At 70.6% G+C, this 17430-nt stretch carries 18 protein-coding genes; 11 read left to right on the top strand and 7 right to left on the bottom strand.

The annotated features are described in order from the left end of the window. Positions 1–31: 31 nt before the first annotated feature. Positions 32–880 carry an endo alpha-1,4 polygalactosaminidase gene (locus Pka01_RS28790; RefSeq protein WP_203886047.1) on the bottom strand — a complete coding sequence of 283 codons (849 nt, stop codon included), beginning with the start codon at positions 878–880 and terminating at the stop codon, positions 32–34. Positions 881–1112: 232 nt separating this feature from the next. On the opposite strand from Pka01_RS28790, the gene Pka01_RS28785 reads away from it, so the two are divergent. From Pka01_RS28785 to Pka01_RS28775, 3 genes are all read left to right on the top strand, one after another. Further along, positions 1113–2087, top strand: coding sequence for a carbohydrate kinase family protein (locus Pka01_RS28785; RefSeq protein WP_203886046.1), 975 nt, complete (start codon positions 1113–1115; stop codon positions 2085–2087). 123 nt (positions 2088–2210) lie between these two features. Next, positions 2211–2549 carry a PadR family transcriptional regulator gene (locus tag Pka01_RS28780; protein ID WP_239115475.1) on the top strand — a complete coding sequence of 113 codons (339 nt, stop codon included), beginning with the start codon at positions 2211–2213 and terminating at the stop codon, positions 2547–2549. Beyond that, on the top strand, positions 2546–3628 hold the full coding sequence (locus Pka01_RS28775) for a hypothetical protein (RefSeq protein WP_203886045.1): 1083 nt from the start codon (positions 2546–2548) through the stop codon (positions 3626–3628). Before Pka01_RS28780 ends, Pka01_RS28775 begins: the two co-directional genes overlap by 4 nt. 98 nt (positions 3629–3726) lie before the next feature. Here Pka01_RS28775 and Pka01_RS28770 read toward each other — a convergent pair whose 3' ends face one another. Beyond that, complete coding sequence (locus Pka01_RS28770) at positions 3727–4068, bottom strand: hypothetical protein (RefSeq protein WP_203886044.1); 342 nt, start codon at positions 4066–4068, stop codon at positions 3727–3729. A 514-nt stretch (positions 4069–4582) separates the two neighbouring features. On the opposite strand from Pka01_RS28770, the gene Pka01_RS28765 reads away from it, so the two are divergent. Continuing rightward, positions 4583–5191: an RNA polymerase sigma factor gene (locus Pka01_RS28765; protein ID WP_308442292.1), complete on the top strand. Its 609-nt coding sequence runs from the start codon at positions 4583–4585 to the stop codon at positions 5189–5191. After that, a complete protein-coding gene (locus tag Pka01_RS28760; protein ID WP_203886043.1) occupies positions 5184–6227 on the top strand; it encodes a CU044_5270 family protein in 1044 nt (347 codons plus the stop codon). Before Pka01_RS28765 ends, Pka01_RS28760 begins: the two co-directional genes overlap by 8 nt. Positions 6228–6294: 67 nt before the next feature. Here the strand turns inward: Pka01_RS28760 and Pka01_RS28755 are convergent, their stop codons facing one another. After that, on the bottom strand, positions 6295–6978 hold the full coding sequence (locus tag Pka01_RS28755) for an SDR family oxidoreductase (RefSeq protein WP_203886042.1): 684 nt from the start codon (positions 6976–6978) through the stop codon (positions 6295–6297). Between the two features lie 162 nt (positions 6979–7140). On the opposite strand from Pka01_RS28755, the gene Pka01_RS28750 reads away from it, so the two are divergent. Next, complete coding sequence (locus tag Pka01_RS28750) at positions 7141–7608, top strand: winged helix-turn-helix transcriptional regulator (protein ID WP_203886041.1); 468 nt, start codon at positions 7141–7143, stop codon at positions 7606–7608. A 65-nt stretch (positions 7609–7673) separates the two neighbouring features. Here the strand turns inward: Pka01_RS28750 and Pka01_RS28745 are convergent, their stop codons facing one another. From Pka01_RS28745 to Pka01_RS28735, 3 genes are all read right to left on the bottom strand, one after another. Then, on the bottom strand, positions 7674–8222 hold the full coding sequence (locus Pka01_RS28745) for a YceI family protein (RefSeq protein WP_203886040.1): 549 nt from the start codon (positions 8220–8222) through the stop codon (positions 7674–7676). Positions 8223–8311: 89 nt separating this feature from the next. Then, a complete protein-coding gene (gene hypF / locus Pka01_RS28740; protein ID WP_203886039.1) occupies positions 8312–10633 on the bottom strand; it encodes a carbamoyltransferase HypF in 2322 nt (773 codons plus the stop codon). Further along, positions 10623–11570, bottom strand: a complete 948-nt coding sequence (locus Pka01_RS28735; protein ID WP_203886038.1) for an NmrA family NAD(P)-binding protein — start codon at positions 11568–11570, stop codon at positions 10623–10625. Before Pka01_RS28735 ends, hypF begins: the two co-directional genes overlap by 11 nt. Before the next feature lie 319 nt (positions 11571–11889). On the opposite strand from Pka01_RS28735, the gene Pka01_RS28730 reads away from it, so the two are divergent. Then, entirely contained in the window at positions 11890–12387 is a 498-nt protein-coding gene (locus Pka01_RS28730) for a DUF5709 domain-containing protein (RefSeq protein WP_203886037.1), read from the top strand. An 88-nt stretch (positions 12388–12475) separates the two neighbouring features. Here the strand turns inward: Pka01_RS28730 and Pka01_RS28725 are convergent, their stop codons facing one another. After that, positions 12476–13510, bottom strand: a complete 1035-nt coding sequence (locus Pka01_RS28725; protein ID WP_203886036.1) for an LLM class flavin-dependent oxidoreductase — start codon at positions 13508–13510, stop codon at positions 12476–12478. A 157-nt stretch (positions 13511–13667) separates the two neighbouring features. On the opposite strand from Pka01_RS28725, the gene Pka01_RS28720 reads away from it, so the two are divergent. From Pka01_RS28720 to Pka01_RS28705, 4 genes are all read left to right on the top strand, one after another. Continuing rightward, positions 13668–14087, top strand: coding sequence for a winged helix-turn-helix transcriptional regulator (locus tag Pka01_RS28720; RefSeq protein ID WP_203886035.1), 420 nt, complete (start codon positions 13668–13670; stop codon positions 14085–14087). Positions 14088–14345: 258 nt separating this feature from the next. Continuing rightward, a complete protein-coding gene (locus tag Pka01_RS28715; protein WP_239115472.1) occupies positions 14346–15782 on the top strand; it encodes an alkaline phosphatase PhoX in 1437 nt (478 codons plus the stop codon). 244 nt (positions 15783–16026) lie between these two features. Then, on the top strand, positions 16027–16623 hold the full coding sequence (locus Pka01_RS28710) for a sigma-70 family RNA polymerase sigma factor (protein WP_203886034.1): 597 nt from the start codon (positions 16027–16029) through the stop codon (positions 16621–16623). After that, the gene (locus Pka01_RS28705; RefSeq protein WP_203886033.1) at positions 16620–17402 is read left to right on the top strand and encodes an anti-sigma factor; all 783 of its coding nucleotides are present in this window, start codon (positions 16620–16622) and stop codon (positions 17400–17402) included. The genes Pka01_RS28710 and Pka01_RS28705 overlap by 4 nt, the downstream gene beginning before the upstream one ends. Positions 17403–17430 lie beyond the last annotated feature (28 nt).

The raw sequence follows: 17430 nt of genomic DNA, 5'->3' as shown, positions 1-17430 counted from the left end.
TGGGCCCTGATGAGGGCCCACCCCGGGGGGTTCAGACGCCGCGGCAGGCCACGCGGTAGGCGTCCAGTTCCAGGTGTTTCCTGAGTGAGTTGAAGTTCTGCGCGTTGGCCTTCGCGCAGAACCTGGACGTGGCGAGGGTGTACTCGACCTGCATGACGGCCTTGCCTGCGGCGATGAACTGGTCGTAGCCGTAGGACCCGTTGTCCGCGGTCGTGCACTCCTCGTAGGTGAAGCACTCCTCGTTGAGGGCCCAGTCGAAGTACGGCAGCAGCTTGGGGATCTGCGCGACGTCGTTCTTGAGGGCCACGGAGAGACCTCGCTTGTGCGCCTCGTTCGCCAGCCATGCGTTGTAGGCGAGCTGGTCGGCCTTGGTGAGGGGGAAACCCGTCTTGTTGGTGTAGCCGTCGACGTTGTCCGGTTCGACCGCGTCGAAGCCCTTCGCCTTGCACATGTCGAGCCGGGCCCGCATGATCGCGCCGAGCGGCCCGCCGTACTGGCGGATGTCCAGCCACCGCTCGCCCGCCCAGCCGTCCAGGTTCCTGCCCAGCACCGCCGCAGGGAACTGAGCGGCGTCGGGCCGCCAGTCCTCGTACGAACCGGCGCTGATGTAGCAGACGACCATGCGGCCCTGCTTCGTGGCGTGCAGGTCGGAGACCAGGCCGGCCGAGGCATCAAACCCATCGATGTCGTACATATCGACATTTAGATAGGGAGCCGTGGGCAGCGACGACAGTTGCCACTGCCAGCTGGTCCGCAGATCGGGGTGCCGGCAGTCGGGGCAGGCAATGGGGGCGGGCAGGGCTGCGCCCTGCGCGGGGCTCGCGGTGACGAGCAGGCCGACCGTGAAGACGGCGGCGAACAACGCCTTGAGACGGCGCATGTGCACTCCTCGCATGACTGGCGTTCAGGCAAGGGGCGTCATGCGTGCTGTTCCTCACTCTCCTCGCCGCCCGGCCCACGATGCGGTGGGAGTGACATGACCCATAGTGATCAGCAGGACCATGTCAGCACGCCTCGATCGGCTTCCTTCCTCCCGGCTGGCTCAAGAGTTGCGCGTTTTAGCTCGATTCGCAATGCTTTCGAGCACAAATTCGCACGGTATGGGAGTCCGGATGTTCGATCTCCTGGTCCTCGGCGACGCGAACCCCGATGTGATCCTCGCGAGCGCGCCCCGGCGTCCCGCGTACGGCCAGCGTGAGGAACTCGTCGACGCCGGCGTCCTCACCGTCGGCGGCTCCGGCGCGATCATGGCGTGCGGGGCGGCGCGTCTCGGTCTGCGCACGGCGTTCGTCGGCCGGGTGGGCGACGACGAGGCGGGCCGCTTCATGCTGACCTCACTGGAGGCACGGGGGGTCGACGTGTCGGCCTGTGTCGTGGACCCCACGCTGCCGACGGCGCTGACGGTCGTCCTGGTCGACGGGGACGGTGACCGGGCCATCCTGACCGCTCCCGGCTGCCTGCCGTTTCTGTCCGGGACGGACGTCCCCCGCGCCCTGCTCGCCTCGGCCCGTCACGTGCACGCGGCGTCGTTCTTCCTCCAGCCTCGCCTTGCCGCCGACCTGCCTTCCCTTTTTTCCGCCGCCCGCTCTCACGGGGCGACCACGTCGCTCGACACCAACGACGACCCGGCGGGCCGCTGGGAGGGGCTGGCGGAGGTCGTCGCCGTGACCGACGTGCTGCTGCCCAACGAGGCCGAAGTGCTGGCGATCGCCGGCGCCGGGGGCACACCCTCCGGCCCCTCACCGCACGTCTCCCCTGCCGGCTCCCCCGTCGAGGCGGCCGCGCGCGCTCTGGGCGCGCGGGGGGTGCTTCCCGTCGTCAAGCTCGGGCGGGACGGCGTGCTCGCGTGGACGGACGCGGGAGCCGTACACGCCCCTGCCATGAAGATCGACCCGGTCGACACGGTGGGGGCGGGGGACAGCCTCGACGCGGGGTTCGTCGCGGCACGACTGCGCGGGTTGCCGCTGGACGCCGCGCTGCGGATCGCCGCGGCCTGCGGTTCGCTGTCGACCCGGGCGGCGGGTGGCATCTCGGCCCAGGCGACCTGGGACGAGGCGGTGAGCGCCGCCTCCGTTCCCTCGCCGTAGTCCGGGCGGCGAAAGAGCCGGCCCGATCACCCGCGGTCGCCGGTCTGGACGGCCGCCTGCCTACTCCGGCGCATCGTTACTCTGCAAACTTGAATATCATGTCTGCCGATATATCATGGACGCATGACACCGCGGGCGATGACAGAACCCGCGTTCCTCGTCCTCACCGCACTGGTCGACGAGCCGCGGCACGGCTACGGCATCGCGCAGGAGGTCGAGCGGATCTCCGGCGGCCGGGTCCAGTTGAAGATCGGCACATTGTACGGCGTGCTCGACCGGCTCGCGGCCGACGCGTTCGTCGAGCCCGACCGGGAGGAGGTGTGGCAGGGACGGCTGCGCCGCTACTACCGGCTGACCGACGAGGGGGCGCGGGCCCTGGAGGAGGAGGCCGTGCGGCTGGCCGACAACGCGCGCCGCGCCGTCGAACGGCTGCGCCTCAGGCGGGCGGAAGGTCTGACATGAGCGTCCTCGAGGACAGCTACCGGTGGGTCCTGCGGCTGCTGCCCGCGCCCTACCGAGCCGAGCGCGAGGAGGAGATGGTCTCGGCCTTCCTCGAAGGCGCCCAGCACGGAGAGGCGGGCCTCGACGACCAGCGCCCGCGCTGGATGGAGATCGCCAGCGTGGTGGCGCTCGCGGTGCGGCTGCGACTCGGGGGTCCGGGGGCCCCGCCGAGGTCGTTCCTCTGGGGAGAGGCGGTCCGCCGGGCCGCTCTGCTCGGCCTCGTCTTCTGGACGATGATCGGCTTCCTGTCCGCCGCACAGGCGCTGATCGCGTACGGCATCCTCGCCGATGCCCTGCCCGACGACGTGACCATGGGAATCGGCCACGCCGGGTCGGCTGATCGCCTGCGGCACGTGCTGGCGGATCTCCTGCCACTGCTGTGGGCGGGGAGCCTCGGCGCGCTCGTCCTCGGCCGCCCCCGCACGGCCAAGGCGGTGGCCGTGGCCGCACTGGTCCTGCCGCACATGCTGGTCCCCCCCGTGTTCCCCGGCGGGTGGGAGATCGTGGCCCGCTGGGTCTGCATGGTGTTGCCGGCCGCGGTGACGGTGCCGGCGTTGGTGATCGGATTCCACCGCGACGCACTGCCGCCGCCCCTGCCTCGGGGGCAGGCCCTGCGCATGGTCGCGCTTGCGGCCGTTCCCGGCGTCCTGCTCTCCCTGGTCGTCATTGCGCTCAGCTCGCTCTCCAGAGCCGCGACCGTCCCGGTGACGCTTCTGGTACAGGCATCGCTGTGGGTCGACGTCCCCGGTCTCGCGTGCGTTTCGCTGCTCATCGTGACGGTGTGGTGTCTGGCCCGGCGCCGAACGTCGGGGCCGACGGCGTTGGCCGCAGCGATCCTGACCGTGCCTGCGGTGCTCTCCCGAGCGGCCACGCTGCACCCCGGTGCGGCCGATTCCATCACCGAGACGATCAACCTCGTCGGAGGGCTGCAAATCGCCCTGCTACTGGCAAGCGGGATCACGCTCACCGCCTTGAGCACACAGGCACTGCGAACAGTGGCGAACGGCGACCTCACCGGGATTCGCGGGCAGCACGGATAGCGACGCGTGAACCGGCGCCGCCGTTTCCGCGCGCTCGCCCGCACGCCGAAGCCCCGCGCCGGATGCGGCGCGGGGCCTCCGCCGGAAAGGGTCCCGCCCTAGTCGAACGCCTTGGCCGTGGAGTCGCCGTCCTGCCTCTGCCACGGGTTGGCCTTGGTGTCGGCGTTCTGGAACGGCGACACGATGAGCGTGAAGTCGCGCATCAGGTGCTGGTTCTGGTGCTGGCGCTGGTGCTCCTGCTGCCACTGCCGGTTGTGGTTCCGGTTGTGGTTGCGGTTGTGGCTCCGGCCGCATCCACCGCCGCCGCATCCACCGCCGCAGCCCATGACGGTCGAGGCGTTCGCTGCGCTGGTGGTGACGGTCGCGCCGAGGGCGACGGCCCCGCCGGTGAGCGCGGTGCTGATGGCGAGGGCGCCGACGAGGCTCTTGAAGTTGGGCATTTCATTTCTCCCTTTAAGGACTGCCGCCCTTATATGCATGCTCTGACGTTTCCCAAGCGAAGCGGAAAATGTCGTTTTTACGACCTTCGATAGGACCTGCCTGCAATGGCTATTTTCCGCACCACTCGGCCTAACAAACGACGAACATCGCCTTTTGTCATGCACTTATCGCTTTATTGACTCTATTGGCCCTATAAAGATCCATTTGATCTGAAATGTCATTTATATCCGATTTCAATATGTCCCTTATTAGGGATATGTCACCTTTGCGCAACCGCGGCGATCATTCAGCCGCGACGGGCCGACGCGGACCGGGTTGAACGACTCGTCACCGTTCTCGTCCGGCAGCGAATCGGGTCGGTCCCGGCACACACCCCGGCCGGGTAGGGTCCGATGCCGGCCACGACCCGGAGACCCGCCGCGGATTCGTGCGAACTTCCAGCGGCCTGCGGGAGATAACCCGCTGAAGCATCCCCGACCGAGAAGAGGCCGACGTGACGAAAGAGCCCCACTGGTGCCACCTGAGATGACGAGCGACCTCGCGACGGCGTCGCCCGCCGCGGACGACGCCGAGCTGATCGTGGCGTCCCTCACGGACACCGAGCGTTTCGCCGCCATCTTCGACCGGCACGCCGAACGGATCCACCACTACGTCGCCCGGCGAGTGGGGACGGACGCGGCGGAGGACATCGTCGCCGAGACCTTCCTGACGGCGTTCCGCAAGCGGTCGTCCTACGACCCTGAGCGTCCCGATGCCCGCCCGTGGCTTTACGGCATCGCCACCACGCTCGTCGCCCGGCATCACCGTTCGGAGGTGCGGTATCTGCGGGCGCTGAGCCGTACGGGCGTGGACCCCCTGCCGGAGTCCCCGGCGGACGGCGTCGTCGAGCGGATCACCGCACAGGACCACATGCGCAAGCTGGCGGGGGCGCTGGCGACGCTGGGCCGCGGCGACCGGGACACCCTGCTGCTCGTGGTGTGGGGCGAGCTGACCTATGAGGAGGCGGCGCGGGCCCTCGGCGTCCCTGTCGGGACCGTACGGTCACGCCTCAACCGCGCACGCCGCAAATTGCGCGAGCGACTCGGCGGAATCGACCCGATGAAGGAGGCCCGCGATGGATGAGCTGGACCTGCTCGCCGAGCTGCGCAGGGACACGCCCCGCATCAGCCCGGCCGCGACGACGGCCGCCCGGGCACGACTGATCGAGGCGATGGAGACACCCGAACGCCCGACTCGACAGGTCGGGCCCGTCGCCTGGCGAGCGGGACTCGTCGCGGCCCTCGCCGCCGCGATCGTCACGGGCACCGTCGTCACCGAAGGCGACGGCCCGGGCCCCGGGCGTGGCCCCGGCTTCACCGGCATGCTGTCGGCCGCCCAACCCGCCGTGGCCGCGGTGGCGGACCGCGCTCGCACCGTCGCCGACAGAGAGCCCGCCGACAGCCTCGACCCGACAGCCTGGGCGTACGTGGAGACCTTGCAGCGGGAAAGCCAGTCGCACGAGATGTCGACGTTGTCAGACTGGTACACCCTCGACGGCCTGCACTACGCGGGCGTGGACGACAGCGGCCGGATCACCGTGTTCAATGGTGAACCCCTCCGGGACGTACCGTCGCAGGCCTTCCTCCTCGACGCGCCGAACGACGCGGAGGGCATGGCGCGGCACGTCTACGCCGAGGTCGACCGGATCATCCAGGGGGAGCGCGACCACACGATCCGGGGCGAGATTGGCGTGGACACCTCACGGGGGCGGGACGTCGCGGCGTTCACCCTGGTCAAGCAGGTGCTGTTGAGCTTCTATGTCACTCCTCGCCAGCAGGCGGCCCTGTACGGCGCGCTCGCCTACATCCCCGGCGTCACGGTGATCGACGACGTCGCGGACGCGGCCGGACGGCACGGCCAGGCGTTCGGCATCACCGACAGCCAGTCGGTCCGGTCGGAGATCATCATTGACAGTCGGACCTACCGGTATCTGGGCACCCGTGCGATCTTCACCGAGGACTGGACCGAACCGTCGCATCCGCCCGGCATCGCGCCCGACTCCGACCCGGCCCACCCGCTCCGGTTCCCCAAGGGCACGGTCATCGAGCTGACCGCCAAGATGGCCTCCGGCATCGTCAGTGGCCCGGGGGAACGCGAGGAGGGCGGGGAAAGTCCCTAGCCGATCGCGGCCGATCGGTGGGCGGGCAGGGCCGGGCCCGCCCACCGGCGGTCGGGCGGTCAGGCGGTCAGGCGGTCAGCGGCGCGGAGAGGTTCTGCTTGACGAACCGGGTGGGTTCGTCGGCGATGATCTCGACGGCGCCGTCGGCGATCCCGTCGAGGGCCGCCGCGGCGACGACGGCCGGGTCCGTCTTGTCCCCCGGAGCCACATAGGAGGCCATGTCGGTGTCCATGTAGCCGACGTGCAGGGCGGCGACCTGGATGCCCCGCGGGGTCAACTGCTGCCGGATCACGTTGGTCATCGCCCATCCCGCCGCCTTCCCGGCGGAGTAGGCGCCGTAGTTCACCGGGTGGGCCCACGAGAGTATGGACAACACGTTGAGGATCGCGCCGCCGCCGTTGGACTCGATGACCGGCGCGAACGCCCGGGCCACGGCGAGGGTTCCGAAGTAGTGCGTCTCCATCTCCAGCCGGATCGTGTCGAAATCACCGTCGATCAACGGCGTGTGCGTTGAGATGCCCGCATTGTTGATCAGCAGCGTCACGTCGGTCGCGATCCGCGCGGCCTCCGCCACCGACTCCGGCTCGGTGAGGTCCAGCCGCAGCGGCACGGCCCCTGGCACGTCGACCGTCTCCGGCCTGCGCGCGGCCGCGTACACCTTCGCGCCGCGGTCGATCAGCTGGGCGGCGAACTGACGGCCGAGCCCGCGATTGCCGCCGGTCACGATCGCCACGGAATTCTCGATCTTCATCGTGTTCCTCTCATAGTGCGGGCGCGGATCGCCGGCAGGCGACTCGGCCACGCGTAACGCCCAAGGTGACCGGTCGTCTTGAAGCAGTCGACCGACTGGGTCCGGAATCCAAAGCTAGCCAGTCTTGCTTGGATAAATCAAGTCAGGGGGTAGGGTGGACGCGTGAGAAGGACCACCCGGCACGCCCTGCTGGACTCCGCGTGCTCGATCCAGCGCAGCCTGGAGGTCATCGGAGACCCCTGGACGGTCCTCGTCCTGCGCGAGGCGTTCATGGGGGTCACGAGATTCGGCGACTTCGCGACCGCCCTCGGCATCTCGACCGATCTGCTCTCCGACCGTCTGACGACTCTGGTCGAGGCCGGTGTCATGGAAAGACGCCCGTACACCGAGCCGGGCAGGCGCTCCCGGCACAGCTACCACCTCACCTCCACGGGCGAGGAGTTGCTCCTCGTTCTCGGCGCGCTGCAACAGTGGGGTGACCGGCACCGTCTCGGCGACGACGCTCCGTCCGCGGAACGTCGCAGCCGCACCACCGGCGGGCGACTGTCGGTGGCGTTCGTCGACGAGTCGGGCGGCGCGGTGGAGTTGGACGACGTCGCCTTCGTCTCCATGCCCGCCCCGGAACACTGAGCCCCCCGGAACACTGACCCCCGGGCCACCGTGCCTGCCCCGGAACACCGGCCGGGTTTCGCCGCTCACTCCAGGTCGAGTTCGACCTCCACGCCGACGGGATCGGCCAGCCGCAGCGCGCCGAAGAACGCGCTGTACGGCTTGACGCCGTACTCGGACTGCACGACCGTCCCCGTCGCCCGGTGACGACCGAGTTCCGTCCGGGTGACTTCAAGCCGGAAGGGGCGTTCCACGCCGCGGACGGACAGGGTGCCGTCGATGACGCCCTCCTCGGGACCCGTGACGGTGATCCCGGTGGAGACGAACCTCGCCTCCGGATGCCGCTCGGCGTCGAGCAGGTTCCCGGCGGTCTGCGCGATCTCCCGCTTGTCCCCTTCCGTGAGGGGTACGGCGCCTCCCTCGCCCTCCACGACCCGGAGAGATCCCATCTCGGCCGTGACGGTCACCGTGCTCGCGGCGAGGTCGTCCTCCGCGATGAAGACCTCACCCGTCCACCGCGTCACCTCGATGGTGAGGTCGTGCCCCATCCGCCCGGCGAAGCCCTGCCGCGAGGTCTTCAGGACCAGCGTGCCGTAGTCGGGGCCGATCCGTTGATGTCGTCCTGGTACCGCCATACACGCACCGTAGGGCGGCGGACACCCGGCGCAAAGGATCCGCGCCGACCGCCCGTCCGAGGTCGCGCACCCGGACTCACGTGCCCGGACTACGCCAGACGGTCCCGCGCCGCGGCGACGGCCGCCTGGCCGACGCTGATCCCGCCGTCGTTCGGCGGCACCCGGGCGTGCGTGAGCACCCGGAAGCCGCTCGCGGTGAGTCCTCCGGCGACCCGGACGAGCAGCAGCTGATTCTGGAAGACCCCGCCGGAGAGCGCCACAACCGAGACGCCGGACTCCTCGCGCAGGATCTCGCAGACCCGCACGACGACGTCGGCCGCCCCGTTGTGGAACCGGGCGGCGACGACCCCGGGCTCCACACCCGTGAGCACGTCCTGCGCCGCCGCCCTGACCAGATCCGCGCCGGCCACGACAACCGGGCGTCCGGCCGAGATCCCCGCGTGGTAGGCGCCGCGTTCGGCGGGGTCGGCGTGTTGCTCCAGTTCGACCGCCGCCTGGCCCTCGTAGTTGATCGTGTCGCGGAGGCCGAGCAGGGCGGACACCGCGTCGAACAGCCTCCCCGCGCTGGAGGTCGCCGGGGAGTTCATCCCGGTCCGGCCGAGCATGAGGACGTCCGCCCACGCCGCCTGGTTGCGGCCGACCACGTCCAGCCCCTGCGGCGGCCTCCCGCCGTACGCCGCGTCGAGGTAGGCGGCCGCCATCCGCCACGGCTGACGGATCGCCGCCGTCCCGCCCGGCATCGGCACCGGCGCGAGATGGCCGAGCCGCTGGAAGGAGACCAGGTCGGCGAGGAGGAACTCGCCGCCCCAGATGGTGCCGTCGGCGCCGTAGCCCAGGCCGTCGAAGGCCACGCCGAGCACCGGTCCCTCCTCCCCGTTGTCGGCGAGGCAGGACGCGATGTGCGCGTGGTGGTGCTGCACTCCGGTGGAGTCGACGCCGGTCATCGCCAGCGCGTGCTTGGTCGACAGGTATTCGGGATGCAGGTCGTGCGCCACCAGTTCGGGCCGGACGTCGAAGAGCCTGGTGAAGTGGTCGATCCCGGTGACGAAGGACCGCATCGTCTCGTAGTTCTCCAGATCCCCGATGTGGTGCGAGACGAACGCGTGCCTCCCCTTGACGAGGCAGAACGTGTTCTTGAGCTCGGCGCCGCACGCGAGGATCGGCCTCCTGGCCGGCCGGCTGAGCCGTACGGGATCGGGCACGTGGCCCCGGGAGCGGCGCAGCACGGACTCCCGGCCGAGGAAGGGGCGCACCACTGAGTCGTCGGTGCGGATGTGGATGGGCCGGTCATGGACGAGGAAGGCGTCCGCGATGCCGGCGAGCCGCCCCAGCGCGTCGGCGTCGTCGTAGGCGATCGGCTCGTCGGACACGTTCCCGCTGGTCAGCACAATGGGGGTGCCTAGTTCCGCGAGCAGCAGGTGGTGGACAGGCGTGTACGGCAGCATGAGCCCGAGCCGGCGGTCGCCCGGAGCCACCGCCCGGGCCACGGACGGGACGACCCGGCGCCGTCCGGCCGGGGCGTCCCGGCGCGGGAGCAGCACGATGGGCCGGGCCCTGCCGGTGAGCGACGCCACGGCGCTCTCGTCGACCTCGCAGAGGGCCGCCGCCGTCTCCACGTCGGGGACCATGACGGCGAACGGTTTGTCCTCGCGGTGCTTGCGTGCCCGCAACGTCGAGGCGGCCGTCTCGTCGTCGACTCTGACCGCCAGGTGGTAGCCGCCGAGACCCTTGATCGCCACGACCCCGCTCCCCCGCAGCAACGCGGCGGCCTCCCGTACGGGATCTCCGGGAAGCTCGGTCCCGTCCGCGGCCGTCAGCCGCAGCCGGGGGCCGCAGTCCCAGCAGGAGATCGGCTGCGCGTGGAAGCGGCGGTCGCCCGGATCTCCGTACTCCGCGGCGCAGGCCGAGCACATCGGGAAGGCCGCCATCGTCGTGTTCGGGCGGTCGTACGGCACGTCGCGCACGATCGTGAACCGCGGGCCGCAGTTGGTGCAGTTGATGAACGGATACCGGAACCGGCGGTCGGCGGGATCGGCGAGCTCGGTCAGGCAGTCGCCGCACGTCGCGGAGTCCGGGGAGACGAGGGCCTGCCGCGGCCCCGAGCCGTCGCTGTCCACGATCGTGAACCCGCCGGCGCCGTCGGGGTCGCCCGGCCTGACCGTGACCCGTTCGATCTCGGCCAGCGGAGGAGCGTCTCGTCGGAGGGCGGCCAGGAACGCGTCGATCCCGGCGCGCATCCCCTCGACCTCCACGAACACGCCGCCCGCGTCGTTCCCCACCCGTCCGGCGAGGCCGAGCCGGGTGGCCAGGCCGTACACGAAGGGCCGGAAGCCGACACCCTGGACGACGCCCTCCACCCGCACGTGCCGGCGGATCGGCCCGTCGAGCGGCTCAGTGTGCTCAGTGTGCATTCCGCGGGCCTTCCGGCCCGGCGAACAGGTGGGCGTGTTCGGCGACGAACCGCTCCACGGACTGCGCGGGGGTTCCCGTGACCTCCTCCACGGTGCCCGTCGACCGGTCGTACCGGTTCTCACGATGCAGCCGGGCCATCGTGATGAGGTGCTGGGTCACGTGCGGAGGCAACTCCGGGTGGGCCGCGAGCCGCTGCGCCCACACGTCAGGAGGTACGTCCACGTAGGTGACCGTCCTGCCGAGCGCCCGGGCGTACTCGGCGGCGACGCCGTTCATGTCCTGCGACCGCGGCCCCGTCAGCTCGAGCACCTGGCCGATGTAGCGGCCCGGATCGTCCAGGACCGTCAGGACCACGCGGGCCACGTCGGCCGCGGCGACCGGCGACGTTCGGCCCTCGCCGAAGGGCAGCGGCAGCATCCCGCTCTCCCCGACGGGCCGCGCGACCAGGCTCGTGAACATCACGTTGTCCAGGAACGCCGTGGGCCGGACGTACACGACCGGAAGCCCGGACCACTCCAGCACCTGCTCGGAGAGCCAGTGCAACCGCTGCTGGCTGGACTCCTCGGTGCTCACCGCGGTCATCTGGGACACCGTCATCTGGGAGATGTTCACCAGCGCCTCGAGGCCGCCCGTCGCCCGGGCCACGGTGGCGACGGTCGCCGTCGCCTCCAGGTAGGAGGAGGACACGCTCAGGCTGAAGAACATCCTGCTGACGCCGTCGAGCGCCTCGGCCACCTGGTCGGGCCGGGTCAGGTCGCCCACGACCACGTCCGCGCCGATCGAACGCAGATGAGCGGCGCGCTCGTCGTCGTGGTGCACCATCGCGCGCACCGGGACGTCCCGCCGGCACAGCGTCTCGACGACCATGCGGCCGACGCCGCCACCCCCGGCTCCGCCGCCCGCACCGGTCACCAGGATCCGCGGGTTCGCCTTCATCGGGCCCGCCCCTCCTCCGTAGAACCTGCCCTGACCTGCGGCGCAATCCTATGATCACCTACGCTCCCGGAGGCGGTACGGCACGGCACGGGCCCGCCCCGGTTCCCCCACAACTCGGCGAAGGCGCGCCGCCTCCCGGAGATCACCCCGCCCGCAGGCGGCACCTGCCGGTCGGCCCGGACGGAGACGGCACTATCTTGCGAGACGAAAGGAAAGCGCGCGGGCACGGACGGCGTCCGGCGGCGCGCAGGCGACTAGAACATGATCGGCCGCCACCGACCAGGGTTACACCGATCATCAGCGCGGAGGGGACTTTCCGATGGCCGACCGAGACGACGACTTCGACGACGACTTCCAGGAGGACGTTCTGGAGGACGACGGCGTCCTGGAGCCCTCGGACTCCTTGCTGACCGACGACCTCGACGACGATCCGCTCGACACCGGCCTGACCGCGGCCGAGCGCTGGTCGGCCGGTCAGCGCTTCGGCACGACGGCCGCCGAGGCGGTGGAGGGCGAGTCGCTCGACCAGCTGCTGGCGGAGGAGGAGCCCGAGCCCGACCCGGCCTTGCTCGCCGGGCGCTGGGACGAGGCGGAGCCGCGCAGCGGACGGCTGATCGGCGAGGACGGCGACCGGTCCGGCTCGCTCCTGGGCCGTGACGTCGGCATCGACGCCGGCGCGTCGAGCGCCGAGGAGGCGGCCGTGCATGTCACGGACGAGGACGCGGACCGCGAGGCCGAACTCGACGACCCCCTGGACGAAGACCTCGACGAGGCCCTCGCCAACCTCGCGGCCGACGAGGCCCGCGACGCCGACTGACGAGGCTCCCACCAGCCGAGAAACACTGGACGGAACCACCGGCCGGGACGGTCGGGCCCGCCCGCGCGAGACAGGCGCTGCTCGGCGGTCAGTCGTCCCGGCCGTTGAGTTCGGCCCGCACGAGCGGGGCGACCTCGCCGCCGAGCAACTCGATGGAGGCGAGCACCTCGCGGTGCGGCATGCCGCCGACGTCCATCTGGAAGAACTGCCGTCGGTGGCCGAGGCGCCGGTGGAGGTCGACGATCCGCTCGGCGATCTCGACGGGGTCGCCGGCGAAGACCATCCCGCCGGGTGAGTAATTCGCCTGGACCTGCTCCCACCGCGTCGGTATGGACCGACCGGCGAGGGCGAACGACGCGGCCTCATGGCGGTGGAACCGCTGCTTGGCGGTGAGGCCGTCGCGGCCGACGAAGCCGTGACTCGCGACGGAGATCTCCAGGCGTTCCTGGGCCACGCCGGCTTCATGCGCGCTGTGACGGTAGAGCTCGCCCATCCGGCCCCAGAACTCGGGAGTGCCGTTGAGGATGCCGTAGGAGACGGGCAGTCCGGAGGAACCGGCGCGGATCGAGGAGCCGGGGCTGCCGCCGGTGCCGAGCCAGATCTTGAGAGGTCTGTCGGGGCGCGGGACGACCAGCGCGTCCTCCAGCGGCGGCCGAAGAGGGCTCTCCCAGCTGACACGCTCCCGGGCGTTGACCGCCAGCAGCAGGCCGAACTTGTCGGCGTAAAGGCGGTCGTAGTCGTCCAGGTCATGGCCGAACAGCGAGAACGACTCGGTGGAGGAGCCACGACCGGCGATGATCTCCACCCGATCGCCGCTGACGATCGCGGCGGTGGCCGCCTGCTGGTAAAGGCGGATCGGGTCGTCGGTCGACAACACGCTCACCGCCGTCGACAGCGTGATCGCCGACGTCATCGCCGCCGCGGCGTTGATGACCGAGGTCGGCGAGGACACCGGCACCTGCTCGTGGTGGTGCTCGCCGACTCCGAAGAAGTCGAGGCCGACCTGCTCGGCGACACGGATCTGCTCGAGGACGTTCCGCACCGCCTGCGCGGTGGTGACGACGTCGCCCGCGGAGTCCCGTCCCGCGACACCGAAGCTGTAGACGCCGAGCTCGAACTTCATGCGTTCACCACCGGATCGGCGGCGACCTCGTCTGCGTTCATCCGGGGAACCCCCTTCTACCTGGGTACTTACCAAAGGTTCCCTAGTACCTTGAGGTAACCTCGGAAGTCGCGTCAATCAGGCACCTTCCGGTGCCCGGGTTCCCCAGAGGTAACTGATGACCGACAGCGCGTCCGCCGCTTCCGCGACCACACCGCCCGGGAAGCCGCCCGGGCAGCTGTCCGGCGCTCAAGGCTGCCGGGCCCGCGAGGTCCTCGACCTCGTCGCCGACAAGTGGTCTCTCGGCGTCGTCGACACGCTCGGAGCGGGCCCGATGAGATTCGGTGAGCTCAAACGCTCCATCGTGGGCATCAGCCAGAAGATGCTCACCGTCACACTGCGCGGCCTCGAGCGTGACGGGATCCTCACCCGCACCGTGTATGCCGTGATGCCGCCCAACGTCACCTACGAACTCACGGCCATGGGGCGGACGCTCCTCGACGCGACGAGGCCCCTGGTCCGATGGAGCCTCCAGAACATCGAGGCGATCGACGAGGCCCGCGCAGAGTTCGACGGCAGAGCGAATCCGTCACCGTAGGGCGCTTCGCCGGCAACGGGCTCCCTGAAACAGGCATCCTCGTGCGCCCATATCGAGGAACTCCCGGCAGTTCGAATCGGCGACTTTCCGGGAACCCTTCCTCACCCGCCGGAACCCGGCCCGGCCCTCCGGAGGCCGATCGTTGGCCGCCCGTTCACCCTTGTGTACCGAACACGGAAGTAACCGTTAAGTCAGACGGAATTGGGTTTCATCATCTGCATCACAAATCTGAACTTTTATGTCCAGAAAGGTGCACGTGTGAACTCTCCCATCTCTCGTCGAAACCTACTCCGTTCCGGCGCGGTCGGCGGTCTGGGCATCGCCATCGCCGGCAGCATCGAGGCGATCGCCGGGCCCGCGGCGGCACAGGCCGCCCAGGCGGGCGCGGGCAGGACCGTCGGCTACGGGCCCGTCGTCGTCGACCCGAAGGGCCTTCTCTCACTCCCCCGGGGCTTCTCCTACAAGATCGTCGCCCAGGCGGGCACGACCCTCCTCGAGTCGGGCCACCCCACGCCCAGCGACGCCGACGGCACCGGCTGCTTCCGCGGGCCCAAGGGCTTCGTCCTGGTGAACAACCACGAGATCGGCGGGGGCGAGCCGTACGGCGTGCCGCCCCTCCCCGGCCTGACCTACGACCCGGGCGCCCAGGGCGGCACCACCACCATCGAGGTCGACCGGCACGGCAACCGCGTCCGCGAGTACGTCAGCGTGGCCGGCACGCACAACAACTGCGCGGGCGGCATCACGCCGTGGGGCACGTGGCTCACGTGTGAGGAGACCGAGCAGCGTGTGGGCGGCGTCTTCCAGAAGGACCACGGGTACGTCTTCGAGGTCGACCCGTTCGACCGGAAGGCCAATCAGAACCCGGTCCCGCTGAAGTTCCTCGGCCGGTACGCCCACGAGGCGGTCGCCGTCGACCCGCACACCTCGGCCATCTACCTGACCGAGGACGCGAGCGGCCCGAACGGGCTGTACTTCCGCTGGCTCCCCCCGAAGCACTTCCACGGCCGCAAGGGCGAACTGCGGGAACTCGCGCTCGGCAGGGGCGGCGACACCGCGGGCACCCTGCAGGCCATGAAGTGTTCCAAGGGCGGCAGGCACATCGGCGACCTGTCGGAGGCCACCACGCCTGGGACGCGCTACAAGGTCACGTGGGTGGACGTGCCCGACCCGGTCGCCGAGACGGTCTCGGTCCGCAAGCAGTTCACCGACGACCAGATCACCCGCAGCCGCAAGCTCGAAGGCGCCTGGTGGGGCGACGGCGGCGCCTACTTCGTCGCCAGCTACGCCCGCCACGACGACGGCAGCCGCAACGAGCACGACGGGCAGGTCTGGTTCTACGACCCCCGCTCGGAGACGATCACGCTCAAGACGATCTTCGGCGTGAACCCGGACCCGGAGGCCGACACCCACTACGACGGTCCGGACAACATCACCGTCTCACCGTACGGCGGCGTCATCCTGGCCGAGGACGGCGAGGGCCTGTCCCACCTGGTCGGCGTCACCGAGCAGGGCAAGCCGTACACGCTGGCGCGCAACGAGCTCAACGACAGCGAGTTCACCGGCCCCACGTTCAGCCACGACGCGCAGATCCTGTTCGCCAACATCCAGACGCCGGGTTACGTCTTCGCCATCACGGGGCCCTGGGGCCGCAAGGACGACGACGGCCACCACCACGGCCACGACCACCACTGAGCCGCGGCGCCGGTCGCCGGGACAGGTGCATCCCCCGCGACCGCCCCAGGCAACTCCCCTGCCTGCGGAACGCGGCCACGACGCCGCCCTCTCCCTCCACGGGAGGGCGGCGTCGTGTCTTCTTCCGCCCTTCACATGTTGCTCCAATGAGACCAATCCGGCGGCGGTTCGGCTCCGAAGTCTGGTCGGCAGGTTCTGTCCGGTGATTTCATCGGATGATCGACGCCGCGATGGGAGGGCGCGTATGAGGCCGGAGGACGAGGCGCCGCCGGAGGGACGGCCGCATGCCGCCGCCCCGCCCGAACTGGACGACCTCCTGCGCCAGGTGGCGCGAGGTGACAGGGACGCCTTCGAGCAGGTGTACGCGCAGGTCGCCGGGCCCGTCTTCGGCATGGTCCTGAGAGTCGTCCGCGACCGGGCTCAGAGCGAGGAGGTCACGCAGGAGGCCCTGGTGGAGGTGTGGCGCGCCGCGGCGCGTTACGACCCGGACCGGGGCTCGGCGATGGCCTGGGTGATGACCATCGCCCATCGCCGCGCCATCGACCGCGTCCGTTCGGCTCAGGCCGGCGCCGACAGGGAGACCCGCGTGGCGCGGATGGACGTGCACCGGCCGTTCGACGAGGTGGCCGAGTCGGTGGCCGCCCGCCTGGAGCAGGAACGGCTCCGGCGCTGCCTGGGAGGGCTGACGGACCTTCAGCGCGAATCAGTCACTTTCGCCTACTACGGCGGATACTCCTATCGTGAGGTCTCCGAGCTGTTGAAGGTGCCGCTGGCGACGGTGAAGACACGGATGCGCGACGGGCTGATCCGCCTGCGCGACTGCCTGGGGGTGGAGCGGTGACCACCAGAGGATCCGACGTGCACGCGCTGGCCGGGGCCTACGCCCTGCACGCCATCGACGATGACGGCGAACTGAGCCTCTTCGAGGAGCACCTGTCGGGGTGCGCCGAGTGCGCGCAGGAGGTGCGCGGACTCGCCGAGACGGCCACGCGGCTCGGGCGGGCCGTGGCCGTCGAGCCCCCGCCCGCACTGCGTGAGCGGATCATGGCGGAGATCGGCCAGGTCCGGCAGCTGCCCCCGGTGGTGGCGCCGTCGCCGCGCCTTCAGGGGTCCGGTCCCCCGGCGCGCAGGCGCGACCCCCTGGCCGGGTGGCTCCGCTGGCGGCCCCGGCTCGCCGCCGCGCTCACCGCGACAGCCGTCGCGGCCGCGGTCCTGCTGGGGGTCGTCGCGGTCAGGACGCAGGCCGGGCTCGACGAGCTGCGGGCGACCGACCGCGAGGTGACCGCCGTACTCGCTGCCCCTGACGCGCGGTCGGCCACGGCTCCCTCGGGAGCGGCGGGCGGCACCGTGGTGGTCTCCCGATCCCAGGGCAAGATGGTGTTCGTCGCCTCGGGGCTGGCCTCGCTGCCGGACAGCCGCACCTACCAGCTCTGGCAGATCGGCCCGGCGGGGGCCCGCTCGGCGGGACTGCTCCGCCCGGACGGCACCGGCCACATCTCTCCCGTGGTGTCCGCGACCGTGGACGGAGCCACCACGGTGGGAGTGACGGTCGAACCCGCGGGAGGCTCGGAGCAGCCGACCACGCAGCCGCTCCTTCTGCTCGACCTGCCGCAGGCCTGAGCGGCCCGAGGCCCGAGCGCCTCATATC

The sequence above is a fragment of the Planotetraspora kaengkrachanensis genome (assembly GCF_016862895.1).
In the GTDB taxonomy this organism is placed as follows: Bacteria; Actinomycetota; Actinomycetes; order Streptosporangiales; family Streptosporangiaceae; genus Planotetraspora; species Planotetraspora kaengkrachanensis.
The sequence above is the reverse complement of the archived record's forward strand: the minus strand, read 5'-3'. Positions and strand labels throughout refer to the sequence as shown.

Excerpts from the sequence above, each read along its gene's own strand:
- Pka01_RS28790 (WP_203886047.1), bottom strand. The coding sequence starts at position 880 with ATGCGCCGTCTCAAGGCGTTGTTCGCCGCCGTCTTCACGGTCGGCCTG.
- Pka01_RS28785 (WP_203886046.1), top strand. The coding sequence starts at position 1,113 with ATGTTCGATCTCCTGGTCCTCGGCGACGCGAACCCCGATGTGATCCTC.
- Pka01_RS28780 (WP_239115475.1), top strand. The coding sequence starts at position 2,211 with ATGACACCGCGGGCGATGACAGAACCCGCGTTCCTCGTCCTCACCGCA.
- Pka01_RS28775 (WP_203886045.1), top strand. The coding sequence starts at position 2,546 with ATGAGCGTCCTCGAGGACAGCTACCGGTGGGTCCTGCGGCTGCTGCCC.
- Pka01_RS28770 (WP_203886044.1), bottom strand. The coding sequence starts at position 4,068 with ATGCCCAACTTCAAGAGCCTCGTCGGCGCCCTCGCCATCAGCACCGCG.
- Pka01_RS28760 (WP_203886043.1), top strand. The coding sequence starts at position 5,184 with ATGGATGAGCTGGACCTGCTCGCCGAGCTGCGCAGGGACACGCCCCGC.
- Pka01_RS28755 (WP_203886042.1), bottom strand. The coding sequence starts at position 6,978 with ATGAAGATCGAGAATTCCGTGGCGATCGTGACCGGCGGCAATCGCGGG.
- Pka01_RS28745 (WP_203886040.1), bottom strand. The coding sequence starts at position 8,222 with ATGGCGGTACCAGGACGACATCAACGGATCGGCCCCGACTACGGCACG.
- hypF (WP_203886039.1), bottom strand. The coding sequence starts at position 10,633 with ATGCACACTGAGCACACTGAGCCGCTCGACGGGCCGATCCGCCGGCAC.
- Pka01_RS28735 (WP_203886038.1), bottom strand. The coding sequence starts at position 11,570 with ATGAAGGCGAACCCGCGGATCCTGGTGACCGGTGCGGGCGGCGGAGCC.
- Pka01_RS28730 (WP_203886037.1), top strand. The coding sequence starts at position 11,890 with ATGGCCGACCGAGACGACGACTTCGACGACGACTTCCAGGAGGACGTT.
- Pka01_RS28725 (WP_203886036.1), bottom strand. The coding sequence starts at position 13,510 with ATGAAGTTCGAGCTCGGCGTCTACAGCTTCGGTGTCGCGGGACGGGAC.
- Pka01_RS28720 (WP_203886035.1), top strand. The coding sequence starts at position 13,668 with ATGACCGACAGCGCGTCCGCCGCTTCCGCGACCACACCGCCCGGGAAG.
- Pka01_RS28710 (WP_203886034.1), top strand. The coding sequence starts at position 16,027 with ATGAGGCCGGAGGACGAGGCGCCGCCGGAGGGACGGCCGCATGCCGCC.